Genomic DNA, 20,187 nt, shown 5'->3' with positions numbered 1-20,187 from the left:
AAAGAAGACAAAGTTAGTAAAGCTTGTTAGCATCGAGAGATCTCATTTATCGCGTTATCATAATAATTATAAAAAGGGTAAGTATGTCCGCTTCTAGAGAGCATTTTAGCTCACGAATTGGCTTCATTTTAGCCGCTGCAGGCTCTGCAGTAGGTATAGGTAATTTAGTTGGTTTTCCAGTTAACGCCGCTAAAAATGGTGGCGGTGCATTTTTGTTAATGTACGCATTATTTGTTTTTCTTATTTGTTTGCCTGTGATGATTGCTGAAATGGCTGTTGGACGTAATACGGCTAAAGAGCCTGTTGGCGCATTTAAAACATTGAGTAAAGGCAGTAAGTTATGGGGAGCCGCTGGCTTTTTAGGGGTATTAACTCCCTTTATGATTGCCGTTTTTTATATGGTGATCACTGTTTGGATTTTTGGCTATATTGCCTTAACGGTAACAGGTCATTTAGACTATTTAGCAAGTGATGTTGGTTTTGGCGAGTTTATTAACAGCCCGTACTTATATATTGCTTTAATAGCTGTTGCCGGTATTGTCAGTTTTATTTTGGCGGCCGGGGTCAAAGACGGAATTGAAAAAGCAGCTAAAATATTAATGCCAGCATTGCTAACTATGCTTATTTTAATGGTTGTATTTGTATTGTCTCTTGATAATGCTATGGCAGGGGTTACTTTTTTCTTAGTCCCAGACATTAATAAAATAACGCCAAGTGTAGTCAACGGTGCTTTGTCGCAAGCTTTTTTCTCACTTTCTTTGGGTATGGGGATATTACTAACCTATGGCTCATATATAAATAAACAAACTAATATTCCTAATTCCGCTAAATTAGTGGCGATTACGGATACGAGTGTGGCATTTATTGCTGGTTTGATGATTCTTCCTGCAGTATTTTCATTTAACCCTGAAGTTAATCCAAGTGAGTTAAGTGATAGCTCAGTGTCATTGATTTTTACCTTTCTACCTAAAATATTTTTAGCACTACAAACCTCATTGGGTTATGTGGGTGCTAGTGCTGTGGCTGCATTCTTCTTCTTATTAGTCTTCTTTGCCGCAATTACTTCGTTAGTTTCCATCATTGAAGTACCGGTTTCATATTTAGTCACTGAGAAAAAGCACAGTCGTAAAAAAGCATTAGGTTACTTAACGCTTACTGCTGGTGTGCTAACTTTATTTGCCACAGCATCGTTTGGCATGGTGCCATTTTTTACCGAGTTTACTTCGTACGCTGGCGGTACTAAGTCCTTATTCGATGTTATTTATGATGTTTTTTACGATACAATTTTACCGCTTAATGGTTTCTTACTGTGTATTTTTGTGAGTTACCGTTGGAAGAAAAAGCAACTATCTGAAGAACTAAGTATCGGTAATGAAAACTACAAAGGTTCATGGGTAGAAAAATATATTAACTTTTCATTGGGTACTTTTATCCCTGTTATCGTGCTGCTTATTTTTATTAATACTGTGGCAACAAAGTTTTTTGCAGCTAACCTTTTTGGTTTCTAGCTAAAACATCTAAATAGATTTAAACGATATAAACGCCGAATAGTAAATGTTATTATTGGGCGTTTTTTATTATTAATTACCCGATACCCTAGCCATGATAGAACATATTACCAGCACAGACTTTACCGATGCCCAACGATTATTTCATGGTCGAGGACACGCATATCCCAATTTAAGCCACGTAAATGTTGACTGGCTATCTCCGGTTATTCTTATCACTTTATACCAAGCTGTTGATAGCAAATGGTTAGAAGAACAAGCTGATGCATTAAAAAAATTGATTAAAAAATGTCGCTCGGTGCAAGTACAACTTCGCTATGAAAAATTTGCGCCCACCGAGTTATTATTAGGTGAGTCCATAAGTAATACTATCGTGAGTGAGCAGGGACTCAATTATCATATTGAATTTGGTAAAGCCCAAAATAGTGGTTTGTTTTTGGACATGAGTAATGGAAGGTCATGGTTAAGAGAGCGAGCAGAAGGTAAAAATGTGCTTAATCTCTTTGCCTATACCTGTGCCTTCTCGCTAAGTGCCATTGCAGGTGGAGCCAGTAAAGCGGTTAATATTGATCTAAGCAAATCATCTCTAAGTAAAGGTAGAGAAAATCATCAACTTAACCTGCTGGCTAAAAAGCAAGGCAAACAAGTTGTCTTTGAAGGTGTCGATATTTTTAAATCGAATAGCCGCATTAAAAAATATGGACCGTATGATATTTTAGTCTGTGATCCTCCTTCATTTCAAAAGGGTAGTGTTAATATCGAACGTGATTACGCTAAAATAATCCGCCGTATTCCACAATGGATGAATCCAGGTGCTAGCTTGATGTTATGTTTAAACTCCCCAGATTTAGATGCAAACTTCTTAAAAGCTGAGGTTGAGCGTGAATGCCCTGATTGTTACTTTGAGCAACAGCTTGAAAATCCTGAAGCCTTCAAGGAAGCCCATGAAGGCAAGGGCCTTAAAGTTTTAATTTTTACTTATCAGCCAAAATAATTTGGAAATCAAATAATAGCTGGTTGAGCTTATGAGAGTTAACCGCTAGCTTTTATACGCCAAAAACGGGCAAACCTTGGTATACCCGCTTGTGTGAGCCCGTTGTACTTGAAGGTAATAATAGTGCCAATTTTTGGTGGGTTGGCACGCTGAATATCACTTAAACCTGATCCAATTTTGAAAATTATTCCATCACTTGTTTTTACTTTGATTGCGCCAAGTTGGTTCTGATATTTACCTTTTCCTTCGGTATAACCAATGACTGTTGCTTCGGCATCTTGATATTTCTTTAGCTTCATCAATGCGGGATTTCGGCCTTGTTGATAGTGAGCGCTAGCGAGGTGTAGCATAAGGCCCTCACCGTGAGTTGCGATGACTTCATCAAGTTTGTGATCAAGCGCACTTAATTCCTCCAGTTTTACCTGATCTATCATGGCTAAGTAAACCGATTGATTTTGTACAAGTAAAGTCCGCATCTTAATTACTCGTTCATTGAAATCCCCTAGATGTTTAGGAAGATCAAATATCATAAAGCGAACACTTCTCCAGCAACTAGTCGTTTTATTTTCGACTGCTATGCGTTTAGTTGCACAAGAAAGTAATAGTTGGAATTGCCCTCTAGCAAGCCAGAGTTCACCGTCCATTGGATATGTAGGCCAATGCTGAGTAAACCAGCTAGGACTATTGATTAAATTTCCTCGGCGAGTAAACAATTGTTTTCCATCCCAGTAACCACGAATACCATCCAGTTTTTCAGAGACATAATACTGGCTAATGTCATCGACCTTTTGGTAGCTCACGCCATGCTGAATATTAGGCTTAAATTTTTGAGTTTTTTGAGTTGTTTGTTGTGCAGTTGAAGACAAATGGACTGATAAAATAAAGGCAAAGAAAATCCGTAGAACATACTTATTCATCACTAAACTCCATGTAATGAGACTTGCTAAAAAGGTAAAGTCTAGTCTATATTTGAAAAAAGGGAGACCTTAGCCATTAAGGTGATTTGCCAAATTTTATTTGGCGAAGTTAATTGCATTAGCAAGGATTGCTATGATGAAAAAACTCACTATGTTTACTTTTTTTTATGTTGTTGTGACCATATCTCTGCTAATTTTTAGCACAAACTCGTCCGCTAAAAAAAGGTGTAAACCTTTATTAGAAAAACTACATAATGTTCAAATGATGCAACGTAAAAACTACTCTTTAAAAAGAGGGCAGTCTTTGCGAGCAAAGGAAGATAAAGCGAGAGATAAGTGGTGGCAGTGTGAAAATAGCTCTTTGTCAGCATTTAAGTCGAAATATGGAACAAAAAAAAAGAAAGCCAAGAAGAAGCAGAAAAGCACAACCCATTATGCCAAATTGAATAAGGTAAAACTCAAGTTACCAAAGAAGATGGCTACGTTTAACCAAGATAGTGCAATTGTGATCAAGTCAAAATATCATGGAGATAAAAAGCTGGCTTGGTTGCAGTTTTATCAACAACCTATTAAGTGCCAGCGTCCTAAAAATATTAACGTTTTTGCTTTTTGTAGTGAAGACAAACTACAGCAGCGAGAAACATTTGAGCATAAATATATTCAGTAAATGACTTTATGCTTGGTAATTCTTCTTACTGTCGCGGTACTGATTTACCATAGCGTCAATCGTCTCTTGCTCATAGGTACGTAAGCCGCTCAAAAGCATATGTTTCTTACCGTGGCCGATAACTTTATCATTTGATAACAAGTCAAATTCAAGCCATGCATCGCCGCGCTTTCCTTCTATTGATAAACTGGTTTTGGCTAATTTTAATGTGACTGTTTCAGCCGTTAATGTATGTAAATCAATAGACATTGATTGATACATTACCATGGGGCGAGCAGGATTAATCATGACGCTATTGTCAGCCATTAATTTCACTAAAATATCAGGGAAAGTATGACCAGAAAAATCGACATAGGCCTTTGTCAGTGCATTAATCAGTACAGATTCATGTGTTTTATCGCCACTAACATGCACACTTAGACACGTTTTATCTTTATCATCTTTTATATCAAAACTTTCATCAATTTCCTGAGGAAAAGTAAGGTGAACATCATCGCTAACCATACCTGAAAAATCGAAGGTCATGTTTTTATGTAGTCCCGATTTGGCGATTATTATTGAAAAAAGTAAATCTCCAGGTACGCAAAAACGTTTAGCATCAATATTATGTAGTGGGTTAAAGTCATCTGCTACTTGTTTGGCAAAATCACTACCTTGTTGGCGTGTGAAGCTGATCCTATCAGCACTAATCGGGCAATAATTCTCAATAAACATTTCTTTTATAGACATCTTTGCAACTTCATTTTGTGAGTAAACGACATTCGATCGAAGCATTCTAACAGTACTTTAGTGTTAAATCGAAATAAAGTGCATATACCTTGCTGATCAGACCTGTTTGGTTTGGCTATATTTGCTTACTAACAGCTCTTTTTTGACTTTAGTGAGGTGACGAATTTTATACTCTCTTTGGCATGCTGTACTTTTGTCATCGGCCTCTTCGAGATAGGCCAAGCTTACAGGTCGTCTTGCTCGGGTATATTTTGCACCAAGTTTACTGTTATTATGTTCGTCAATGCGACGAAGGATATCTGTGGTAACGCCTGCGTATAAGCTATTATCGTTACAGCGTAAAAAGTAAACCCACCAGGTGTTCGTCTTGTTTATTTCGGTCATATAACGTGATAATTACTAGTATCAATATTGAAGGTATCTAAATGGTAAATAAAAGTGCTTGAGATATCAAATAATGTCAGCTTGGCTGATTGGGAAATAGAACTTAGTGCTATACGAGCAATGGGTAATGGCGGCCAGCGTGTAAATAAGGTGGCAACCGCTATTCACTTACGCTTTGATATTAAGCGATCTACTTTACCTGCAATTTATAAAGAGCGGTTACTTGCTTCCAAAGACAGTCGAGTTACCAAAGATGGTGTAGTTATCATTAAAGCGCAGAGCTTTAGAACACAAGAAATGAATAAAGAAGATGCGCTAAAGCGACTGAAAGAGTTCATTAAATCCGTGATGGTAGTACAAAAAAACAGACGAGCGACCAAGCCAACCAAAGGTTCAGTGCAAAGACGCTTAACCGGGAAGGCTAATCGTAAAGACGTCAAACAAACACGGAAAAAAGTACAACTCTAGTGAATGAACATCGCTATGAAAGTCCTTTACGAACAAATAAAAATTAAATCCTAATATAAAATAGAGAGCAACTATGCCAATTAGTGACGTCGGTGCAGTAGAGAAACTTACCGCACAACTTGATAGTAATAATTTAGTTCAGTATCAACTACCATTAGCTAGCCTTAATGGTGATGGCACTAAACAGAGTATTGAGCTAAATCCTTTAATAGGAAAGCAAATAACCTTACACTTTTCCGGCACTATAGCCTGTAAGCACTGTGGAAAGCGTACTAAAAAAAGTTACTCTCAGGGATATTGTTATCCATGTATGGCTAAACTTGCTCAATGTGATTTGTGTATTATGAAACCTGAAACTTGCCACTTTCATTTAGGCACTTGTCGTGAGCCAGAGTGGGGGGAAAGTCATTGTATGGTTGATCATTATGTATATTTAGCTAATAGCTCAGGCTTGAAAGTGGGCATAACCCGACATACTCAATTACCTACTCGTTGGATTGACCAAGGAGCATGCCAAGCTCTCCCTATATTTAAGGTGAGTACTCGCTTACAATCAGGTTTAGTAGAAACTGCACTAGCAGAATTCATTAGTGATAAAACCAATTGGCGCGCTATGTTAAAAGGTGAGCCAGAGCCTATAGACCTAAAAGCCAAAGCAGAAGAGTTAATCCCAGAGATCAGTATGCGCTTATCGCAACTTAGGCTTCAATTTGGTAGTGATGCAGTTCAAGAACTAAATGAAAGTGTGCAAGAAATTCATTATCCAGTAAGTGAATATTTAACTAAAATTAGTTCTTTTAATTTTGATAAAACGGAAACTGTATCGGGAGTGCTTTTGGGCATTAAAGGTCAATATTTAATTTTCGATAAAGGCGTAATTAATATGAGGAAGTTTAGCTCATATCAAATAAGTATTGACTATTAGTAACTTGAACTTGAGAATGGCGATCTGTATATAGCTATATTCAGCCAAAGATCGAATTTATTTGTTCGGCAACTTTATATGTCAAATTTCTAAACTGCAGTATTAAAGGTAACAAGATGACCGCAGATGATTATGTAGAACAAGCCAGTGAAATTTTTGTTTTATCCGATTCTTTTATCAGAATTAGGGAATTAATTGATGATGAATCATCTACCATAGATGATATTTCAGAGGTTATCTTACTCGATCCTGCCCTTTCTGGTACGGTATTAAAATTAGCGAATAGTCCTTTTTTTAGTTATCCCGGTAAAATAGACACCATATCTAAAGCTGTCTTGGTACTGGGGATTACGGAAGTTTATAACCTTGTTATTGCCTATTTTACGACGGAAGCTTTCAAAAACATTGATGCCAACCAAGATTATCTTGATGAGTTTTGGATAAAAAGTGTTGATTGCGCGTTGTTGATGAAGTTTTTAGGAACTAGTCTAGGTATTATTAATGCTGAACGTTTATTTATTTTAGGCTTGTTGCATAATTTAGGTGAATTAGTTGTTCACCAAATAACAACGGAAAAACAGCGTGCTTGTGATAGCCAGGATATCAATTTATTACCTTGGGTGAAGCAACAAGATGTATTAGGATTTACGTTTGGTGAATGTTCTGCCGAACTGTTAAAACAATGGCAGTTACCCTATAGCATTTTCGCACCTATTCGTGATCAGGATATTGACGATCTAAGCCAATACACTGCAGAAACACAGTTGTTATATATAGCTAAGCGTGTGATGAGTAAGCAGCAAGTGTTTAAAGATCAAAACTTAGATTTCAACGACTTGTTAACTGAAGAGCAGTTAGAGCCTATTCGTCTAGATAAAAAAATGCTAGAAAATGCCGTTGATTATTGTGATTTAGAACGGTTAGGTTTGTTATCAATTTTAAATCCTAGCGCTTGCATGCTTTATTAATACAAAGTAGTCACTCAAGTAAACGCTTAATTAAAAAAGCCCGATGAGCACAAGCTTGTCGGGCTTTTTCAATTAAAACATATGACTAATATGTTAGGTTCAAAAAATAGCTAGCTAGGATTATATCTTCCTTGGCTGAGGATATTATGTGGATCTAAGCTGCCCTTGATTTTATTGACTGTTTGCCAAAAATCACTGTCTTTATTAAGTAACCACTGTTGTTGATCTATATTAAGACGGTAGGGGACAAAGCCTTTTTTAAGACCTTCTGTTACCAGAGCTTTTAAACAATCATGAGCATCGGCGACTGCCTGAGGATTACCTAAATCGAAAACGATAGGAATAGTGCTATCAACGCAGTCGTGTTTTAGGTTAGTAAAGGTGATGAAAGGCTCAATATTATATTTTGGACAAGTTTCTCTAACAAACTCGACAAACTCTCGCATTTTCTTTGCTTTCATCGTTATTAATGGAGCATACCAAAGTAAACCGCAGCCATCTTTTCCTGGTGATAATTCACTTTTATCAAAACTTGCAGTCTCGGTATGACGCCAGTAAGCGAGTTTTAGGGCAACCTTATTCGGCTTGCCCAGCATAATCTCTTTACCCTTATTAAACGAATCCAGTTGCTCTACTGCCACAGATAAAGGCGGCACTTTATTAATCAATAATGAGGGGATGTATTTAATAACTTTATTCGCTACAACGATGATTAAGCTATTTGAATATATTCGTTTACAAGGCAATTGTTTAAAAATACGGTTAATTTCTTTTTTTACTGCTTTGACCACGCCGACACTGCCGTAAATACTACCAACAATGGTCCAGTTAGGCGCTTGTAATTCTTTAGCCAATCTTTCAATATCTTGATTTTCCATTACTTGATGGACGTCGTTACCATTGGGATTTTTGGCAAACATTGATAATAAACGGCGTTGATCCATTAAGTTAATTGAGCCAACAATACCTTCATAGTCTTGTAATACTTGTCGTATTAAGGGAACCGCTTGTTCAAGTAATGCATCATCTTCCATTTGGATAAAAAATGAAGTGAAATCAGCTTTCTTCTTGGCTAACCGAATGGTGATTTGGCTCACTATACCAAGGTTAGACTGGGTAAATAGTCCTTCCAAATAGGGGCCAAGTCCCCATTTAAACGTTTTATCGACAAACTTATCATCGCTGGCATCTAGTTCATTGACGGCTGATTGATAAGGCGTGCCGTTGGCCCAATACCCCTGAATACTGTTAACGGCAGCAAAATGGTCTGTATAAGGTGTTATACCGTAACCGCGTTCTAAGGCGTTGGCTAGTATAGAGCAGTCTGGTCCTGCCCCAGTGACAGGCACCATATAGTCATGATTATGTAGCTGTAAATAATCACACAATTGCTGTTGAGTAACCCCTGGTTCAATCGTGACTAAACCAAGTTCACTGTCAAAGTGTTTTATATCGGTTAATTGACCTAAATCCAAAAGAATAATGTTTTTAGCTGTGCCAGCAGGTTGGCTGGTGCCATAACCCCAATTTTTCCCTGTGCTAATAGGATAAAGAGAAAAGGCGAGCTCTTGATCGGTCGCACAGTGGTTGGCCAAATCAAGTAGTGCTTTTATCTCATGGGACTGAGTTAGTGTAATTACGGCAAATATACTTCTTTGTTTATTTTCAAAGCAAGTCAATCCTTCAGTGCCAAGCATAAAGCGAGAAACTTGCTGAGGATCAAATGATAAACTCGAATCAATTGTTAATACATTTTCAATGAGAGGAATAAGTTTCTGTGGCATAAGAGGTGCTTAGTGGTTTACCGCTGTAATTTTGTTAGGCTAAATCTAATTGATTCAGTTGTGAGCAAATGTCTTCTTCAATTATACTAAAAAGGCTTTTAAAACCAGGAGAGAGATTTTTCATAAAAATTTCAGGATTAATATAATAAGGGGCGCGTAAACCATGATAATCAACAGGGGGACCTAGTTGCTGGAAATTAATACCGATAAATTTCATGCTACGGGCAAGTCGTGGCTCCATCATCACATAAACATGACGAATACCGGTATTCATGCTCATAGTGGCTGCCGCCATATATAATCCTATGGCTATGAAGGGGAAGCAACGTAATTCGGTTTCTGAATAGGTAATTTCACTGATAACGCCAGTACCTGAGCCTTTATAGTTATCGGCCTTACGGCGACGAAAATCAGATTTAACGGCTAAACGTGATATTTCTGCTATTTCATTGCGATTAAAGCGTTTAGGGCTAAGCTCTTCGTTAGTGATCGACCCCATACAATACTTCTCAATAGGAAGTAATTCATCAGGGCCACTTGAAGTGACTAAGCGTACACAACTAGTAAATGTACCTGACGGTTTATGTTTGATTAAAGAAAACATTGATTGGTGATCAAATTCATCTGTTTCTTGGCCATTGTCTCTAACCTCTTCAAAAGCAAGTTCTTCACAGTAAACATTATGACGAATTTTAAATGCTTCTTCTTTTAAGGTTTGGCTGACGGCAACACAAGGCTGTAAAAACTGCGTAAAATGATCTGATATATTATGCGCCTCTCTACTCGCCTTAGCTGAGACAATTTTTTTGGTGATATCACCAATAATAGGGGTGTCTAATAATCGTTTGTTCCAGTTCATTTTTATTCCATTATGAAATTGTAAATAACTAGGCTAATTTCAGTATACTCATTAAGATAGAGTATCTGTAATTCTGCGAAGATAATATTTAAATTAATAGTTCACTTACTTGTGGCTGACTAAGAAGATCCTTAGGGCTGGCTGTCGCAACATAGGTCCCCGATTGAAAGACAACAACATAATCGCCCATACTTGCTTTAGGTAACATTATTTTATCAGCTAAAATATCAAGCGGGTTGCATATGGGACCGACAATGTTAACGAGTTCTTGAACACCCTCCTTGAGTTTATTTCTAATAGCTACGGGGTAGTTTTTTCGTATTAATTGACCAAAATTACAAGAGTTAGCTAGATGGTGGTGTAAGCCGCCATCACAAACTAAATAATTGGTAAATCGAGACACTTTTTTATCGATGATTTTACTAATATAAATACCAATGCGATCGCCGCGTGTAATGGCGAGTGAAGCATAAGCTTGCGCTACCTTAGTTACTTTTTCATTAAGCTGGGCGTAGCTCAAGCTCATATTTTTAACTTGCAGCGCAATTGCTTCGGGAGAGCGTTGTACACTGTGGCTTATAAGCTCGTGAACAAAGGTAATCATTTATCATCCTGAAAATTAATATGGGACACTTCTTAGCAGCGCTATTATGACTGTGAAAGCATTACATAGGCAAGTATGAGATAGAAAAAATGCTTATAATTTAATGAGCTATATCATGAGTTTCCATGTTAATCTTAATTGGAATAGCTTCTATTGAAGTTTGAGACCTAATTCTATACAGGTCAGACTTCTTTCTTTGGTCACTTTAAAATAGACCACAGAATATTCATCTATATTTATTATGATAGTGTTATGCCAAAACTGCTTGATGATATATTCGTGAAAAATATTGTATGCCAACTATAATCTTAAAGCATTTTTTAGGCAGCATAGTTTAATTATCGCTAAGTGATCAATAAATGAGTCCGATTGCTATAAGATAGTATTTGTGCTCGATAACAACTGTAGCTCACTTTACTTAGGAAAAATTTATGTCCATACATATTCCCTTACTGCTAGTTATTGCTTCTTTATTTACACCATACGCGCAAGCAGATTTTGTTGGCGTTGTTGCTAAAATCAAACCGTCTGTCGTTGGTATTGGAATACATACACCGACGAGTCGACCACAAAATATTCTACGAGGCACAGGTTTTGTTATTGGTGATGGTCGTTACATTGTTACTAATGACCATGTATTGCCTACCTTATTAGATGAAAGTTTGTTACAGAAAATGGCTGTTTTCATTGGTTCTGGTAAAAATGCTAAAGTAAGAGAAGCCGAAATTGTTGCAACATCAAGTTTATACGATCTAGCTATTTTAAAGATCTCTGGGGCAGCCTTACCTGCGATGACTTTAGCGAATGAAGATTTGTACGCAGACGGGAGTTATATTGCTTTCACCGGTTTTCCCATTGGCGGCGTGTTGGGTCTTTACCCTGTGACACATCGAGGCATGATTGCCAGTATTACTCCTACTGTTGTTCCTGCAGCTTCTGCAGGACAAATTAATTTAAAAATGCTCAAACGTATGAGAAATCCTTATTTGGTTTATCAGCTTGATGCGACGGCCTATCCTGGAAACAGTGGCAGTGCTATGTATGATATGAAAACAGGGGAAGTGGTTGGCATAATTAATAAAGTTTTTGTACAAGCAACTAAAGAGGCTGTTATTAGTAACCCTAGTGGCATCACTTACGCAATACCTGTTAAATATTTGCATCAAGTCTTACGAGAAAATAACATTAAACTTTAAGCGATACTTTAGACTGAATTATATGGCGTTAGAGATTTCATTGTTCTAGCGATAATTTACTCAGTTGCTGTAGAGTTAATTACCTTATTGATCGATGTTGGGTATAAACGAGATAATGGAACTAACTCAATACCGTGTAACTTTAAGGTAGGAATGAGTTTATTTAATGTTGCCACAGTTTCGGGATGAGGATGGGCGATAGCAATAGCTGTTTGGTGTTTTTGAGCGAAATGAATGAGTTGCTTAAATTGCTGACTAATATACTTTTCAGTTAATTCATTATCTAAAAATATATGCCTTGCTTTAACCGGTACGCCAAAATCGATAGCAGCTTGTTGTGCTTGTGAATGAGGACTGGTTTTACTGTCTAAAAAAAACAAATCATGCTGTTTTAAAAACGTCATAGTCCAAGCCATAGGTTGATATAATTGTGTGAGATAGCTCCCCATATGATTATTAATACCAATCGCAAAGGGAATTTCAGCGAAGGACTTAGTTAAGCTTTGACTAAATGCTTGTTCATCCATATTACTTGTTAGCGCACCAGGACCTAATTTTTTTCTATTTTCAGATTCCATTGGTATGTGAATCAGCACATCATGATTAGTGCTATTGGCTTGCATGGCAAGTTTTTTACCATAGGTGGTATGAGGTAGAAAAGCATAGGTAATTGCTCCAGGTAAAGTTAACGCATGTTTGTCGGTATACCGATACCCCATATCATCAATGACGATAGCAACTTGGTTCGCTTGAGCAATGCTTTGAACACTAAAAAGCATTAGATAAAGTATTATAAAAGAACGTATAGAGATAATTTTTAAAAAAGTATTTAGCACAGGGTAATATTTGTCTTTTTAGTTATTATAATAAGAAAGCGTAGCAGTTATTTAGTTAAAAAATATATAAAGTTAGCGCAATGATGTTGAGAGATCTTGTTTAATAAATGATTCAATAATTACCGACACCAAAGTTTAGGGTTGAGCGCTTTGCCTTGGTGGCGAATTTCAAAATAAAGACCTGATTGCTCTAAACCACCACTTTGTCCAATTAACGCAATGGGCTCACCTGTTTCTACACGATCACCGACTGATTTCAATAAGGTTTGATTATGTGCGTATAAACTCATATAACCATTACCATGATCAATCACGGTTAATAAACCATAGCCTTTAAGCCAATCTGAAAATAATACCTTACCATTATGAATGGTTTGTACTTGTCGGCTTATTGGAGCACTAATTAATACACCTTTCCATTTTAAGTAGCCTTGTTTTCGAGTGCCAAACCGATGCAATATGCGACCCTTAACTGGCCAAGATAACTTTCGTTTCAATTTACTTAAACCGGTTAAATCAATTTCAGCTTGGATAAGTGCCGCTAGCTTATTCAATGCTTGGTTTAAATTATTTTCTTCTGCTTTAAGCTTATTCAATTGCTGTTGGCTGGAAAGTAACTTACGACTTAATTTCTTTAGGGTTTGACTTCGCTGCGATTTACTACTTCGAAACTGGGTATCTTGCTGTAATTGTTCGTCTTTGAGTTGTTGTAAATGGTCAACCTGTGTTTGATGTTCGGTACTTACTTGGAGAAGTTGAGCGATGGTCACTTGAAAATTATCAATCTCTTTAGTTCGTGCTTGATTTAAGTATTGATAGTAGCTGATGGTGCGCTGGATCTTTTCACTTTGATCTTGGTTGAGTAACAACTTGAGATAATCATGTTGACCAGTAGTGTAGCCCGCTCTAAGTTGTTGTGCTAATAAACGTTCTTGTCTATGTTTAGCAATAGTTAGCTGTTTTTTCTTTATCGCTAAGGCAGTAATTTTTTCTTGAGTCGTTTCTAGATCAGTTTCAATTTTATTAATTGCTTTGGCTACTTTTGCAATCGCTAAGTCATCATTTTTTAATTGTTGCTCCAAACTACTGCGTTGTTTATTAACATCAAAAATATTCGACTCTTGTTGCGCAATAGCCTTTTGGACATCGCTGAGTTTTGCGCGGTTCTTTTTTTGCGCACTTTCATTGAGGTTACTTTGTTCAGCTTGCAAGGGAAAAGCAAGTATAAAACTTAGTATTACTATGATTGCTGTAGCTATATGTTGAAGGCGCTTATTTGCTAAATACGTGTGGATAAACAATCTCATAATTGATGATGGAAATAAATCAAAAGCCAATGTATCACTTATACCCATGTCACCTCAAGAAGTGCATCTCTTGAGGTGAAATAGTTATAGTTTACTAATCTACTATCAGGTAACTTACTATCACTTGATTAACTGCATTAGTACTGAACCTGTCATCTCTTGAGGTTGCTCCATTCCCATTAAATGCAATACGCTTGGCGAAATATCGCTCAAGGTGCCAGAGGCTGCTGGCGAGGCATTTCGGCCAACATAAATAAGGGGTACTGGTTCGCAGGTATGAGCAGTATGAGCTTGTCCTGATACTGGATCTTGCATCTGTTCAGCATTGCCATGATCAGCAGTAATTAAACACTCACCACCGTTATCTTGCGCAGCTTTAACAACACGACCAACACAGGTATCTACTGCTTCACAGGCTTTTACTGCAGCATCAAAACTACCGGTATGGCCAACCATGTCGCCATTTGGGTAATTACAAACGATAAAGTCATATTTACCACTTTCAATTGCGCCAACGAGCTTATCGGTAAGTAGAGTTGAATTCATTTCAGGCTGTAAATCGTAGGTTGCAACATCAGGTGAAGGAACTAAAATACGCTCTTCGCCCGTAAACATATCTTCTTTGCCACCGCTAAAGAAAAAGGTAACATGGGCATACTTTTCCGTTTCAGAAATACGTAATTGAGTTTTATTATGTTTAGCTAACCATTCACCCATAACGTTAGTGAGCGGAGTGGGAGCAAAAGCTGATGGAGCATCAATATCTGCAGCGTACTGTGTCAGCATAACAAAATTGCTTATTGCTGGAATTCGCTTTCGCTCAAAACCATTAAAGTTTGTGTCGGTAAAACAACGACTAAATTGACGCGCTCTATCTGCTCTAAAATTCATAAAAATCAAAGCGTCACCATCATTTACCTTGATAGCTTTACCTGATGGACTGGTTATAGCGCTGGCTCCAACAAACTCATCATTCTCATTACGTTCATAGGCCGCGGCAAGAGCATCCAAGGCACTATTATATTGGTGTAAACCTTCGCCATTAACCATTAAGTTATAAGCCGCCTCAACTCGATCCCAGCGTTGATCTCTATCCATAGCATAGTACCGGCCAATAACTGAAGCTATTTGGCCTTCGCCAGTATCTGTTTCTGTAAATAACTTTGAAAATTTTTGTTGGGCTTTTTCTAAAGAAGCTTGTGCACTGCGTGGCGGTGTATCCCGACCATCTAAAAATGCATGTAAGTAAACTTTTTGCGCGCCACGTTTTTTGGCTAGTTCCATCATAGCGAAGATATGTTCTTCGTGACTATGTACGCCACCTGGAGAAAGTAAACCGAAAATGTGCACAGCTTTATTGTTTGATGTCGCGGTATCTACTGCGTGGCAAAGCGTAGGGTTTTCAATAAAGTCACCATCACTTATCGCTTTAGTGATACGCGTAAAGTCTTGATATACCACACGGCCAGCACCTAAATTCACATGGCCTACTTCGGAGTTGCCCATCTGTCCTTCAGGTAAGCCAACGGCCATGCCTGAGGTATCAATAAGCATATTTGGGTACTTGGCTTTTAAATTATCTAATACTGGTGTGTTCGCTTGATGAATCGCGTTTGAACTCGTTTCTTCTCTATATCCCCAACCATCTAGAATCATCAGTACCGTTGATTTCTTATTCGCCATTATTTTTCCCGTTAAATTTAGTATCTTATGTGATTTATATATTTTATGAGCAAGTATTGTACACCCACAGATTGTGTTATTCACTAAGGATTTAACATTGAAATGTTCCGTAAAGGGTTACTAAGTTTTAGCTCGCGGTATATGCTCGCAATTCTAAGTCATTTGCGTATAATGTGCCGATTCGAAATTTGATAAAAACGAGCATTTATTTATGGAACAATTAATTACTTTTGCAAGCGATAATGGCATGCTGAGCGCGGTTTGGGTTGCCTTAGTGGTAATGATAATCGTCACGACAGTTAAAATGAAAATGTCACCGATTAAACAAATCAGTACTCAAGATTTAACTTTTTTGATGAATAAGGAAGAAGGTATTGCGCTTGATATCCGCAAGGAAAAAGAGTTTAAAGCGGGACATATTCTCGATGCAATCAATTTACCAAGTGAAAAAATCAACAAAAATGACTTCACTAGTCTTGAAAAATATAAAGACAAGCCCATCATAGTAGTATGTGCTGCGGGTATGAGTGCTGTGCAAATTGCTAATGATTTATATAAAGGTGGTTTCACTCGAGCTAGCGTACTTAAAGGTGGCATGAATAGCTGGACTAGTGCAGGTTTACCTGTAGCTAAATAGAATATTTACTGCAATTTTCGCTATCCGTTTAAATAGAAAATAAAGAGTGATTAAAATGGCAAAAGTTGAAATATATACCAAAGAATATTGTCCTTATTGTACTCATGCTGTTGCCTTATTAAAGAGTAAACAGACAGAATATAATGAAATTAAGATTGATGATGATATGGAAATGCGTAGCACCATGATTGAACGCACTAATGGTGGCTACACAGTGCCACAAATATTCATTAATGATGTTCATATTGGCGGTTGCGATCAATTAGTCGCCTTAGAAAGAAATACTCAATTAGATGCGCTTTTAGACGCAAAATAATAAATTCAATTAGAAAAAATATAATAAAGGAGCCACTCATGGCTGAAGAAAATCAAGTAGAGAACAGTGAAGCAGCACAACAATCTCCAGAATTCGCAATTCAACGTATTTACACTAAAGATGTTTCTTTTGAAACGCCTAATTCTCCAGCTGTATTTCAATTAGATTGGAAACCAGAAATCCAATTAGATCTTGATACACGTTCAACTAAGCTAGCTGACAATACTTATGAAGTTGTTTTATCGGTAACGGTTACTGCTACAGTGGAAGATAAAACTGCCTTTTTAGCTGAAGTACAACAAGCGGGTATTTTTACTATTGGCAACTTACCTGAAGCACAATTAGCACATACAATTGGCGCTTTCTGTCCTACAACATTGTTCCCGTATGCTCGTGAAACGGTAGCAAGCTTAGTTAACCGTGGTTCTTTCCCACAATTTAACTTAACACCGGTTAACTTTGAAGGATTATACGCTTCTTATGTACAACAACGTGCAACACAAGAAAACGTGGCACAAAGTAGTGAAACACATTAGTTAGTAGCAATATACAAAAGTAACATTAGCTTATAAATAGGGTTTTATATGTCTTTAGCTGCAAAAATTACAGTGTTAGGTGCAGGGTCTTATGGCACTGCGCTAGCAATTTGTTTAGCCAGAAATGGTCATAAAACCTTGTTATGGGGACGTGATGATAATCATGTCGCTGCAATGGAGCAAGATAGAGAAAATAATAAGTATCTTGCTGATTGCCCGTTCCCTGAAAATTTAGCACTAGAAGCAGATTTAGAAAAAGCAGTGCAAGCGAGTGATAACCTGTTAGTGGTAGTGCCAAGCCATGCTTTTGCAGATATGCTAAAGCAAATTAAACCTATGTTAACCGAGAATGCAAAAATTGCTTGGGCAACTAAGGGGCTTGACCCACAAACCGGTGATTTATTGCAAAACGTTGCTAGAACAGTACTTGGCGATAGAGTGTCTTTAGCTGTTTTATCTGGCCCAACGTTTGCTAAAGAAATGGCCTCAGGCTTACCAACGGCTATTTCGTTGTCTTCTGAGGACGATGAGTTTGTTGCTGAATTATCTGACTTACTGCATTGTGAAAAACGTTTTCGAGTCTACTCTAATAAAGACTTTATTGGCGTGCAGCTCGGCGGAGCGGTTAAAAATGTTATCGCTATTGCCGCAGGTATAGCTGATGGTATTGGCTTTGGTGCAAATGCACGTACAGCGTTAATCACTCGTGGATTGGCTGAAATGACTCGTTTAGGTTTAGCATTAAACGCTGAGCCCGCTACTTTTATGGGCATGGCAGGTTTAGGTGACTTGGTACTGACTTGTACGGATAATCAATCGCGTAATCGTCGATTTGGTTTAGCGTTAGGTCAAGGCAAAGAAGTTGAACAAGCGATAACTGATATCGGTCAAGTCGTTGAAGGTTACCGAAATACCAAAGAAGTTTATATGCTTGCCCAGCGACATGATGTTGAAATGCCTATTGTTGAGCAAGTATATCAGGTACTTTATCGCGGAAAAGATGCTAAGTTGGCAGCGGCTGATTTACTTTCTCGTGATAAGAAATTTGAGTAATCTAATCACATTTAAAAGAAATACTTTAAATAAGTACCTTAAATAAGTACTTTAAAGAAATTTTAAAAAGAATAACTGTAAATTTGATCATAATTTGATTTACAGTTATTTTATAATAAAGATATGATTTTTTGTTATACGGCGTTGGGGAAACCCAGCTGACGCCATGCATCGTAAACAATTACTGCTGTTGCGTTTGACAAATTCATGCTGCGACTCTCTTTTAGCATTGGAATTCTAAGCTTATTTTCGTCAGGAATTTGTGCACGAACTTCCTCTGGTAACCCCGCTGTTTCTGAACCAAACAATAAATAATCACCGGCTGCAAAGCTGATATCACCATAAAAGTTATTGGTTTTAGTGGTAATCGCTAGCACACGTTTTGGCTGCTCTTTTTCAAGGAAAGCATTGAAGTTTGCATGGCGCTGTATGGCGGCAAATTCATGGTAGTCTAGACCGGCACGACGTAATTTTTTATCATCTAAATCAAAACCTAATGGCTCTATTAAGTGCAAACGAAAGCCTGAATTTGCACATAAGCGAATTATATTACCGGTATTTGGTGGGATTTGGGGTTGAAAAAGAACAACATCTAGCATAACAATCATCTTGTAATAAATTTTTTGTTATTATAACGAACCTGAACCCCGCTTAATATATATTTATATACCGGTGATTTTTACTCATTTGATTGTTAAATTTATTTACAATATTCAGTACTTAAAGCTTAAGTCTACCTAACGTTAATAAAAAGTATCAAGCTGGCGCTATTACAGTAGTTTAGATGTTATAATTCAATGCCTTAACTATCTATTTATTAGAGTTCGGGTTAACAAGTAATAACTTTCAGGTTTTAATTTTTCTCCAAGGATTAGCAATGGCTATAAAAAGCTCAACAGACGATTATGCATTTTGGGTGCGACTAGCAGCAATATTTTCTACGTCTACCGCGTTTATCTTAGTGGTGATTAAATTGTATGCGTGGTTGGTAACTGACTCTAGTGCCATGCTCGCTTCTACCACTGATTCTATTTTAGACTTATTTGCTTCGATAATGAGTATTGTTATCTTGCGCTTTGCTTTAGCTCCTGCAGATAAAGAGCACAGTTTTGGTCACGGTAAAGCTGAAAGTCTAGCGGGGTTGGTACAAGCTTCTTTCGTACTTGGCTCTGCCATATTATTGATTTTTAGTGGTGTGTCTCGGCTGCTTAATCCACAAGCGATAGTTCATGGTGAAGTCGCTATTTGGGTAACAATTATCTCTATTGTATTAACTCTTATTCTAGTTGTGTTTCAGCGTTACGTAATAAAGCGTACTGGCTCTATTATTATCAGTGGTGATGCATTGCATTACCAATCTGATTTATTTCTAAACTTAGGCGTTTTAGCGGCAATTATATTGAGTCAGGGAATATGGTTACAAGCTGATGGTGTTTTCACTATATTGGTCGCTCTATATCTTGTTTTTGGTGCTGGCCAAATTATGGTGCAAAGTGTTTCTCAGTTAATGGATAGCGAGTTAAGTGATGAAGAATTGTCGCAAATAAAAACTATCGTTTTGAAACATAAACAAGCATTGGGCATTCACGAATTACGCACTAGACAGTCAGGAGTACAGAAATTTATCCAATTTCATTTAGAGTTGAGTGACAACTTATCTTTATTAGAAGCACACAGTATAGGCGATGAGATAGAGGCTGAAATTTGCCAAGTGTTAGCTCCTTGTGAAGTCTTTATTCATCAAGATCCTAGCTCTGTAGTGCAAAGTGAGCAGTCAAAATAGACTGTTACCTGTTAGTTTACATCACTTTAAAGC

22 protein-coding genes are annotated in these 20,187 nt (G+C 37.4%); 12 read left to right on the top strand and 10 right to left on the bottom strand.

Annotation, left to right across the window (positions count from 1 at the left end):
- Positions 1-83 precede the first annotated feature (83 nt).
- Both CPS_RS19740 and CPS_RS19735 read left to right on the top strand, forming a co-directional pair.
- Positions 84-1,508, top strand: a complete 1,425-nt coding sequence (locus CPS_RS19740; RefSeq protein ID WP_011045136.1) for a sodium-dependent transporter — start codon at positions 84-86, stop codon at positions 1,506-1,508.
- A gap of 94 nt (positions 1,509-1,602) precedes the next feature.
- Complete coding sequence (locus tag CPS_RS19735; protein WP_011045135.1) at positions 1,603-2,502, top strand: class I SAM-dependent methyltransferase; 900 nt, start codon at positions 1,603-1,605, stop codon at positions 2,500-2,502.
- A gap of 38 nt (positions 2,503-2,540) precedes the next feature.
- On the opposite strand, the gene CPS_RS19730 is transcribed toward CPS_RS19735, so the two are convergent.
- The gene (locus CPS_RS19730) at positions 2,541-3,419 is read right to left on the bottom strand and encodes a DNA ligase (protein ID WP_011045134.1); all 879 of its coding nucleotides are present in this window, start codon (positions 3,417-3,419) and stop codon (positions 2,541-2,543) included.
- A gap of 133 nt (positions 3,420-3,552) precedes the next feature.
- On the opposite strand from CPS_RS19730, the gene CPS_RS19725 reads away from it, so the two are divergent.
- Positions 3,553-4,086 (top strand): hypothetical protein, encoded by a 534-nt coding sequence (locus tag CPS_RS19725; protein ID WP_232769261.1) that lies wholly within the window; start codon positions 3,553-3,555, stop codon positions 4,084-4,086.
- 6 nt (positions 4,087-4,092) lie between these two features.
- On the opposite strand, the gene CPS_RS19720 is transcribed toward CPS_RS19725, so the two are convergent.
- Positions 4,093-4,815 (bottom strand): DUF3581 family protein, encoded by a 723-nt coding sequence (locus CPS_RS19720; RefSeq protein WP_138140322.1) that lies wholly within the window; start codon positions 4,813-4,815, stop codon positions 4,093-4,095.
- Between the two features lie 96 nt (positions 4,816-4,911).
- Positions 4,912-5,199, bottom strand: coding sequence for a GIY-YIG nuclease family protein (locus tag CPS_RS19715; RefSeq protein ID WP_011045131.1), 288 nt, complete (start codon positions 5,197-5,199; stop codon positions 4,912-4,914).
- 54 nt (positions 5,200-5,253) lie between these two features.
- Between CPS_RS19715 and arfB the strand changes: the two genes are divergently transcribed.
- The 3 genes from arfB to CPS_RS19700 all read left to right on the top strand — a co-directional run bounded on the left by arfB (position 5,254) and on the right by CPS_RS19700 (position 7,560).
- Positions 5,254-5,667, top strand: coding sequence for an alternative ribosome rescue aminoacyl-tRNA hydrolase ArfB (gene arfB, locus CPS_RS19710; RefSeq protein ID WP_011045130.1), 414 nt, complete (start codon positions 5,254-5,256; stop codon positions 5,665-5,667).
- 73 nt (positions 5,668-5,740) lie between these two features.
- Complete coding sequence (locus CPS_RS19705) at positions 5,741-6,592, top strand: DUF2797 domain-containing protein (protein WP_011045129.1); 852 nt, start codon at positions 5,741-5,743, stop codon at positions 6,590-6,592.
- 116 nt (positions 6,593-6,708) lie between these two features.
- Complete coding sequence (locus CPS_RS19700; protein ID WP_011045128.1) at positions 6,709-7,560, top strand: HDOD domain-containing protein; 852 nt, start codon at positions 6,709-6,711, stop codon at positions 7,558-7,560.
- 110 nt (positions 7,561-7,670) lie between these two features.
- Here the strand turns inward: CPS_RS19700 and CPS_RS19695 are convergent, their stop codons facing one another.
- From CPS_RS19695 to CPS_RS19685, 3 genes are all read right to left on the bottom strand, one after another.
- Positions 7,671-9,344 (bottom strand): FAD-binding protein, encoded by a 1,674-nt coding sequence (locus tag CPS_RS19695; RefSeq protein ID WP_011045127.1) that lies wholly within the window; start codon positions 9,342-9,344, stop codon positions 7,671-7,673.
- Between the two features lie 34 nt (positions 9,345-9,378).
- Positions 9,379-10,203, bottom strand: a complete 825-nt coding sequence (locus CPS_RS19690; protein ID WP_011045126.1) for a PEP-CTERM/exosortase system-associated acyltransferase — start codon at positions 10,201-10,203, stop codon at positions 9,379-9,381.
- A gap of 88 nt (positions 10,204-10,291) precedes the next feature.
- Entirely contained in the window at positions 10,292-10,807 is a 516-nt protein-coding gene (locus CPS_RS19685) for an AMP-binding protein (protein ID WP_011045125.1), read from the bottom strand.
- A gap of 431 nt (positions 10,808-11,238) precedes the next feature.
- Between CPS_RS19685 and CPS_RS19680 the strand changes: the two genes are divergently transcribed.
- On the top strand, positions 11,239-12,003 hold the full coding sequence (locus CPS_RS19680; protein WP_011045124.1) for a S1 family peptidase: 765 nt from the start codon (positions 11,239-11,241) through the stop codon (positions 12,001-12,003).
- A gap of 56 nt (positions 12,004-12,059) precedes the next feature.
- On the opposite strand, the gene CPS_RS19675 is transcribed toward CPS_RS19680, so the two are convergent.
- From CPS_RS19675 to gpmI, 3 genes are all read right to left on the bottom strand, one after another.
- Entirely contained in the window at positions 12,060-12,782 is a 723-nt protein-coding gene (locus CPS_RS19675) for a divergent polysaccharide deacetylase family protein (RefSeq protein ID WP_041737145.1), read from the bottom strand.
- Between the two features lie 176 nt (positions 12,783-12,958).
- Complete coding sequence (locus CPS_RS19670; protein WP_011045122.1) at positions 12,959-14,194, bottom strand: murein hydrolase activator EnvC family protein; 1,236 nt, start codon at positions 14,192-14,194, stop codon at positions 12,959-12,961.
- Between the two features lie 72 nt (positions 14,195-14,266).
- Positions 14,267-15,829 carry a 2,3-bisphosphoglycerate-independent phosphoglycerate mutase gene (gene gpmI, locus CPS_RS19665; RefSeq protein WP_011045121.1) on the bottom strand — a complete coding sequence of 521 codons (1,563 nt, stop codon included), beginning with the start codon at positions 15,827-15,829 and terminating at the stop codon, positions 14,267-14,269.
- Between the two features lie 211 nt (positions 15,830-16,040).
- Here gpmI and CPS_RS19660 point away from each other — a divergent pair, with 211 nt between their 5' ends.
- Genes CPS_RS19660 through gpsA form a run of 4 tightly spaced genes read left to right on the top strand, consistent with a single transcriptional unit; the run spans position 16,041 to position 18,371 of the window.
- The gene (locus tag CPS_RS19660; RefSeq protein ID WP_011045120.1) at positions 16,041-16,466 is read left to right on the top strand and encodes a rhodanese-like domain-containing protein; all 426 of its coding nucleotides are present in this window, start codon (positions 16,041-16,043) and stop codon (positions 16,464-16,466) included.
- 55 nt (positions 16,467-16,521) lie between these two features.
- A complete protein-coding gene (gene grxC / locus CPS_RS19655; protein WP_011045119.1) occupies positions 16,522-16,782 on the top strand; it encodes a glutaredoxin 3 in 261 nt (86 codons plus the stop codon).
- Between the two features lie 38 nt (positions 16,783-16,820).
- Positions 16,821-17,318 carry a protein-export chaperone SecB gene (gene secB, locus CPS_RS19650; RefSeq protein WP_011045118.1) on the top strand — a complete coding sequence of 166 codons (498 nt, stop codon included), beginning with the start codon at positions 16,821-16,823 and terminating at the stop codon, positions 17,316-17,318.
- A gap of 48 nt (positions 17,319-17,366) precedes the next feature.
- Positions 17,367-18,371, top strand: a complete 1,005-nt coding sequence (gene gpsA / locus CPS_RS19645; protein WP_011045117.1) for an NAD(P)H-dependent glycerol-3-phosphate dehydrogenase — start codon at positions 17,367-17,369, stop codon at positions 18,369-18,371.
- A gap of 134 nt (positions 18,372-18,505) precedes the next feature.
- On the opposite strand, the gene trmL is transcribed toward gpsA, so the two are convergent.
- Entirely contained in the window at positions 18,506-18,970 is a 465-nt protein-coding gene (gene trmL, locus CPS_RS19640) for a tRNA (uridine(34)/cytosine(34)/5-carboxymethylaminomethyluridine(34)-2'-O)-methyltransferase TrmL (protein ID WP_011045116.1), read from the bottom strand.
- A gap of 278 nt (positions 18,971-19,248) precedes the next feature.
- On the opposite strand from trmL, the gene CPS_RS19635 reads away from it, so the two are divergent.
- Positions 19,249-20,154: a cation diffusion facilitator family transporter gene (locus CPS_RS19635; protein ID WP_011045115.1), complete on the top strand. Its 906-nt coding sequence runs from the start codon at positions 19,249-19,251 to the stop codon at positions 20,152-20,154.
- The last annotated feature ends 33 nt before the right edge of the window (positions 20,155-20,187 follow it).

Source organism: Colwellia psychrerythraea 34H, assembly GCF_000012325.1.
GTDB classification, from domain to species: domain Bacteria; phylum Pseudomonadota; class Gammaproteobacteria; order Enterobacterales; family Alteromonadaceae; genus Colwellia; species Colwellia psychrerythraea_A.
Note: the sequence above shows the minus strand (reverse complement) of the source record. Positions and strands in the feature narration are given on the sequence as shown.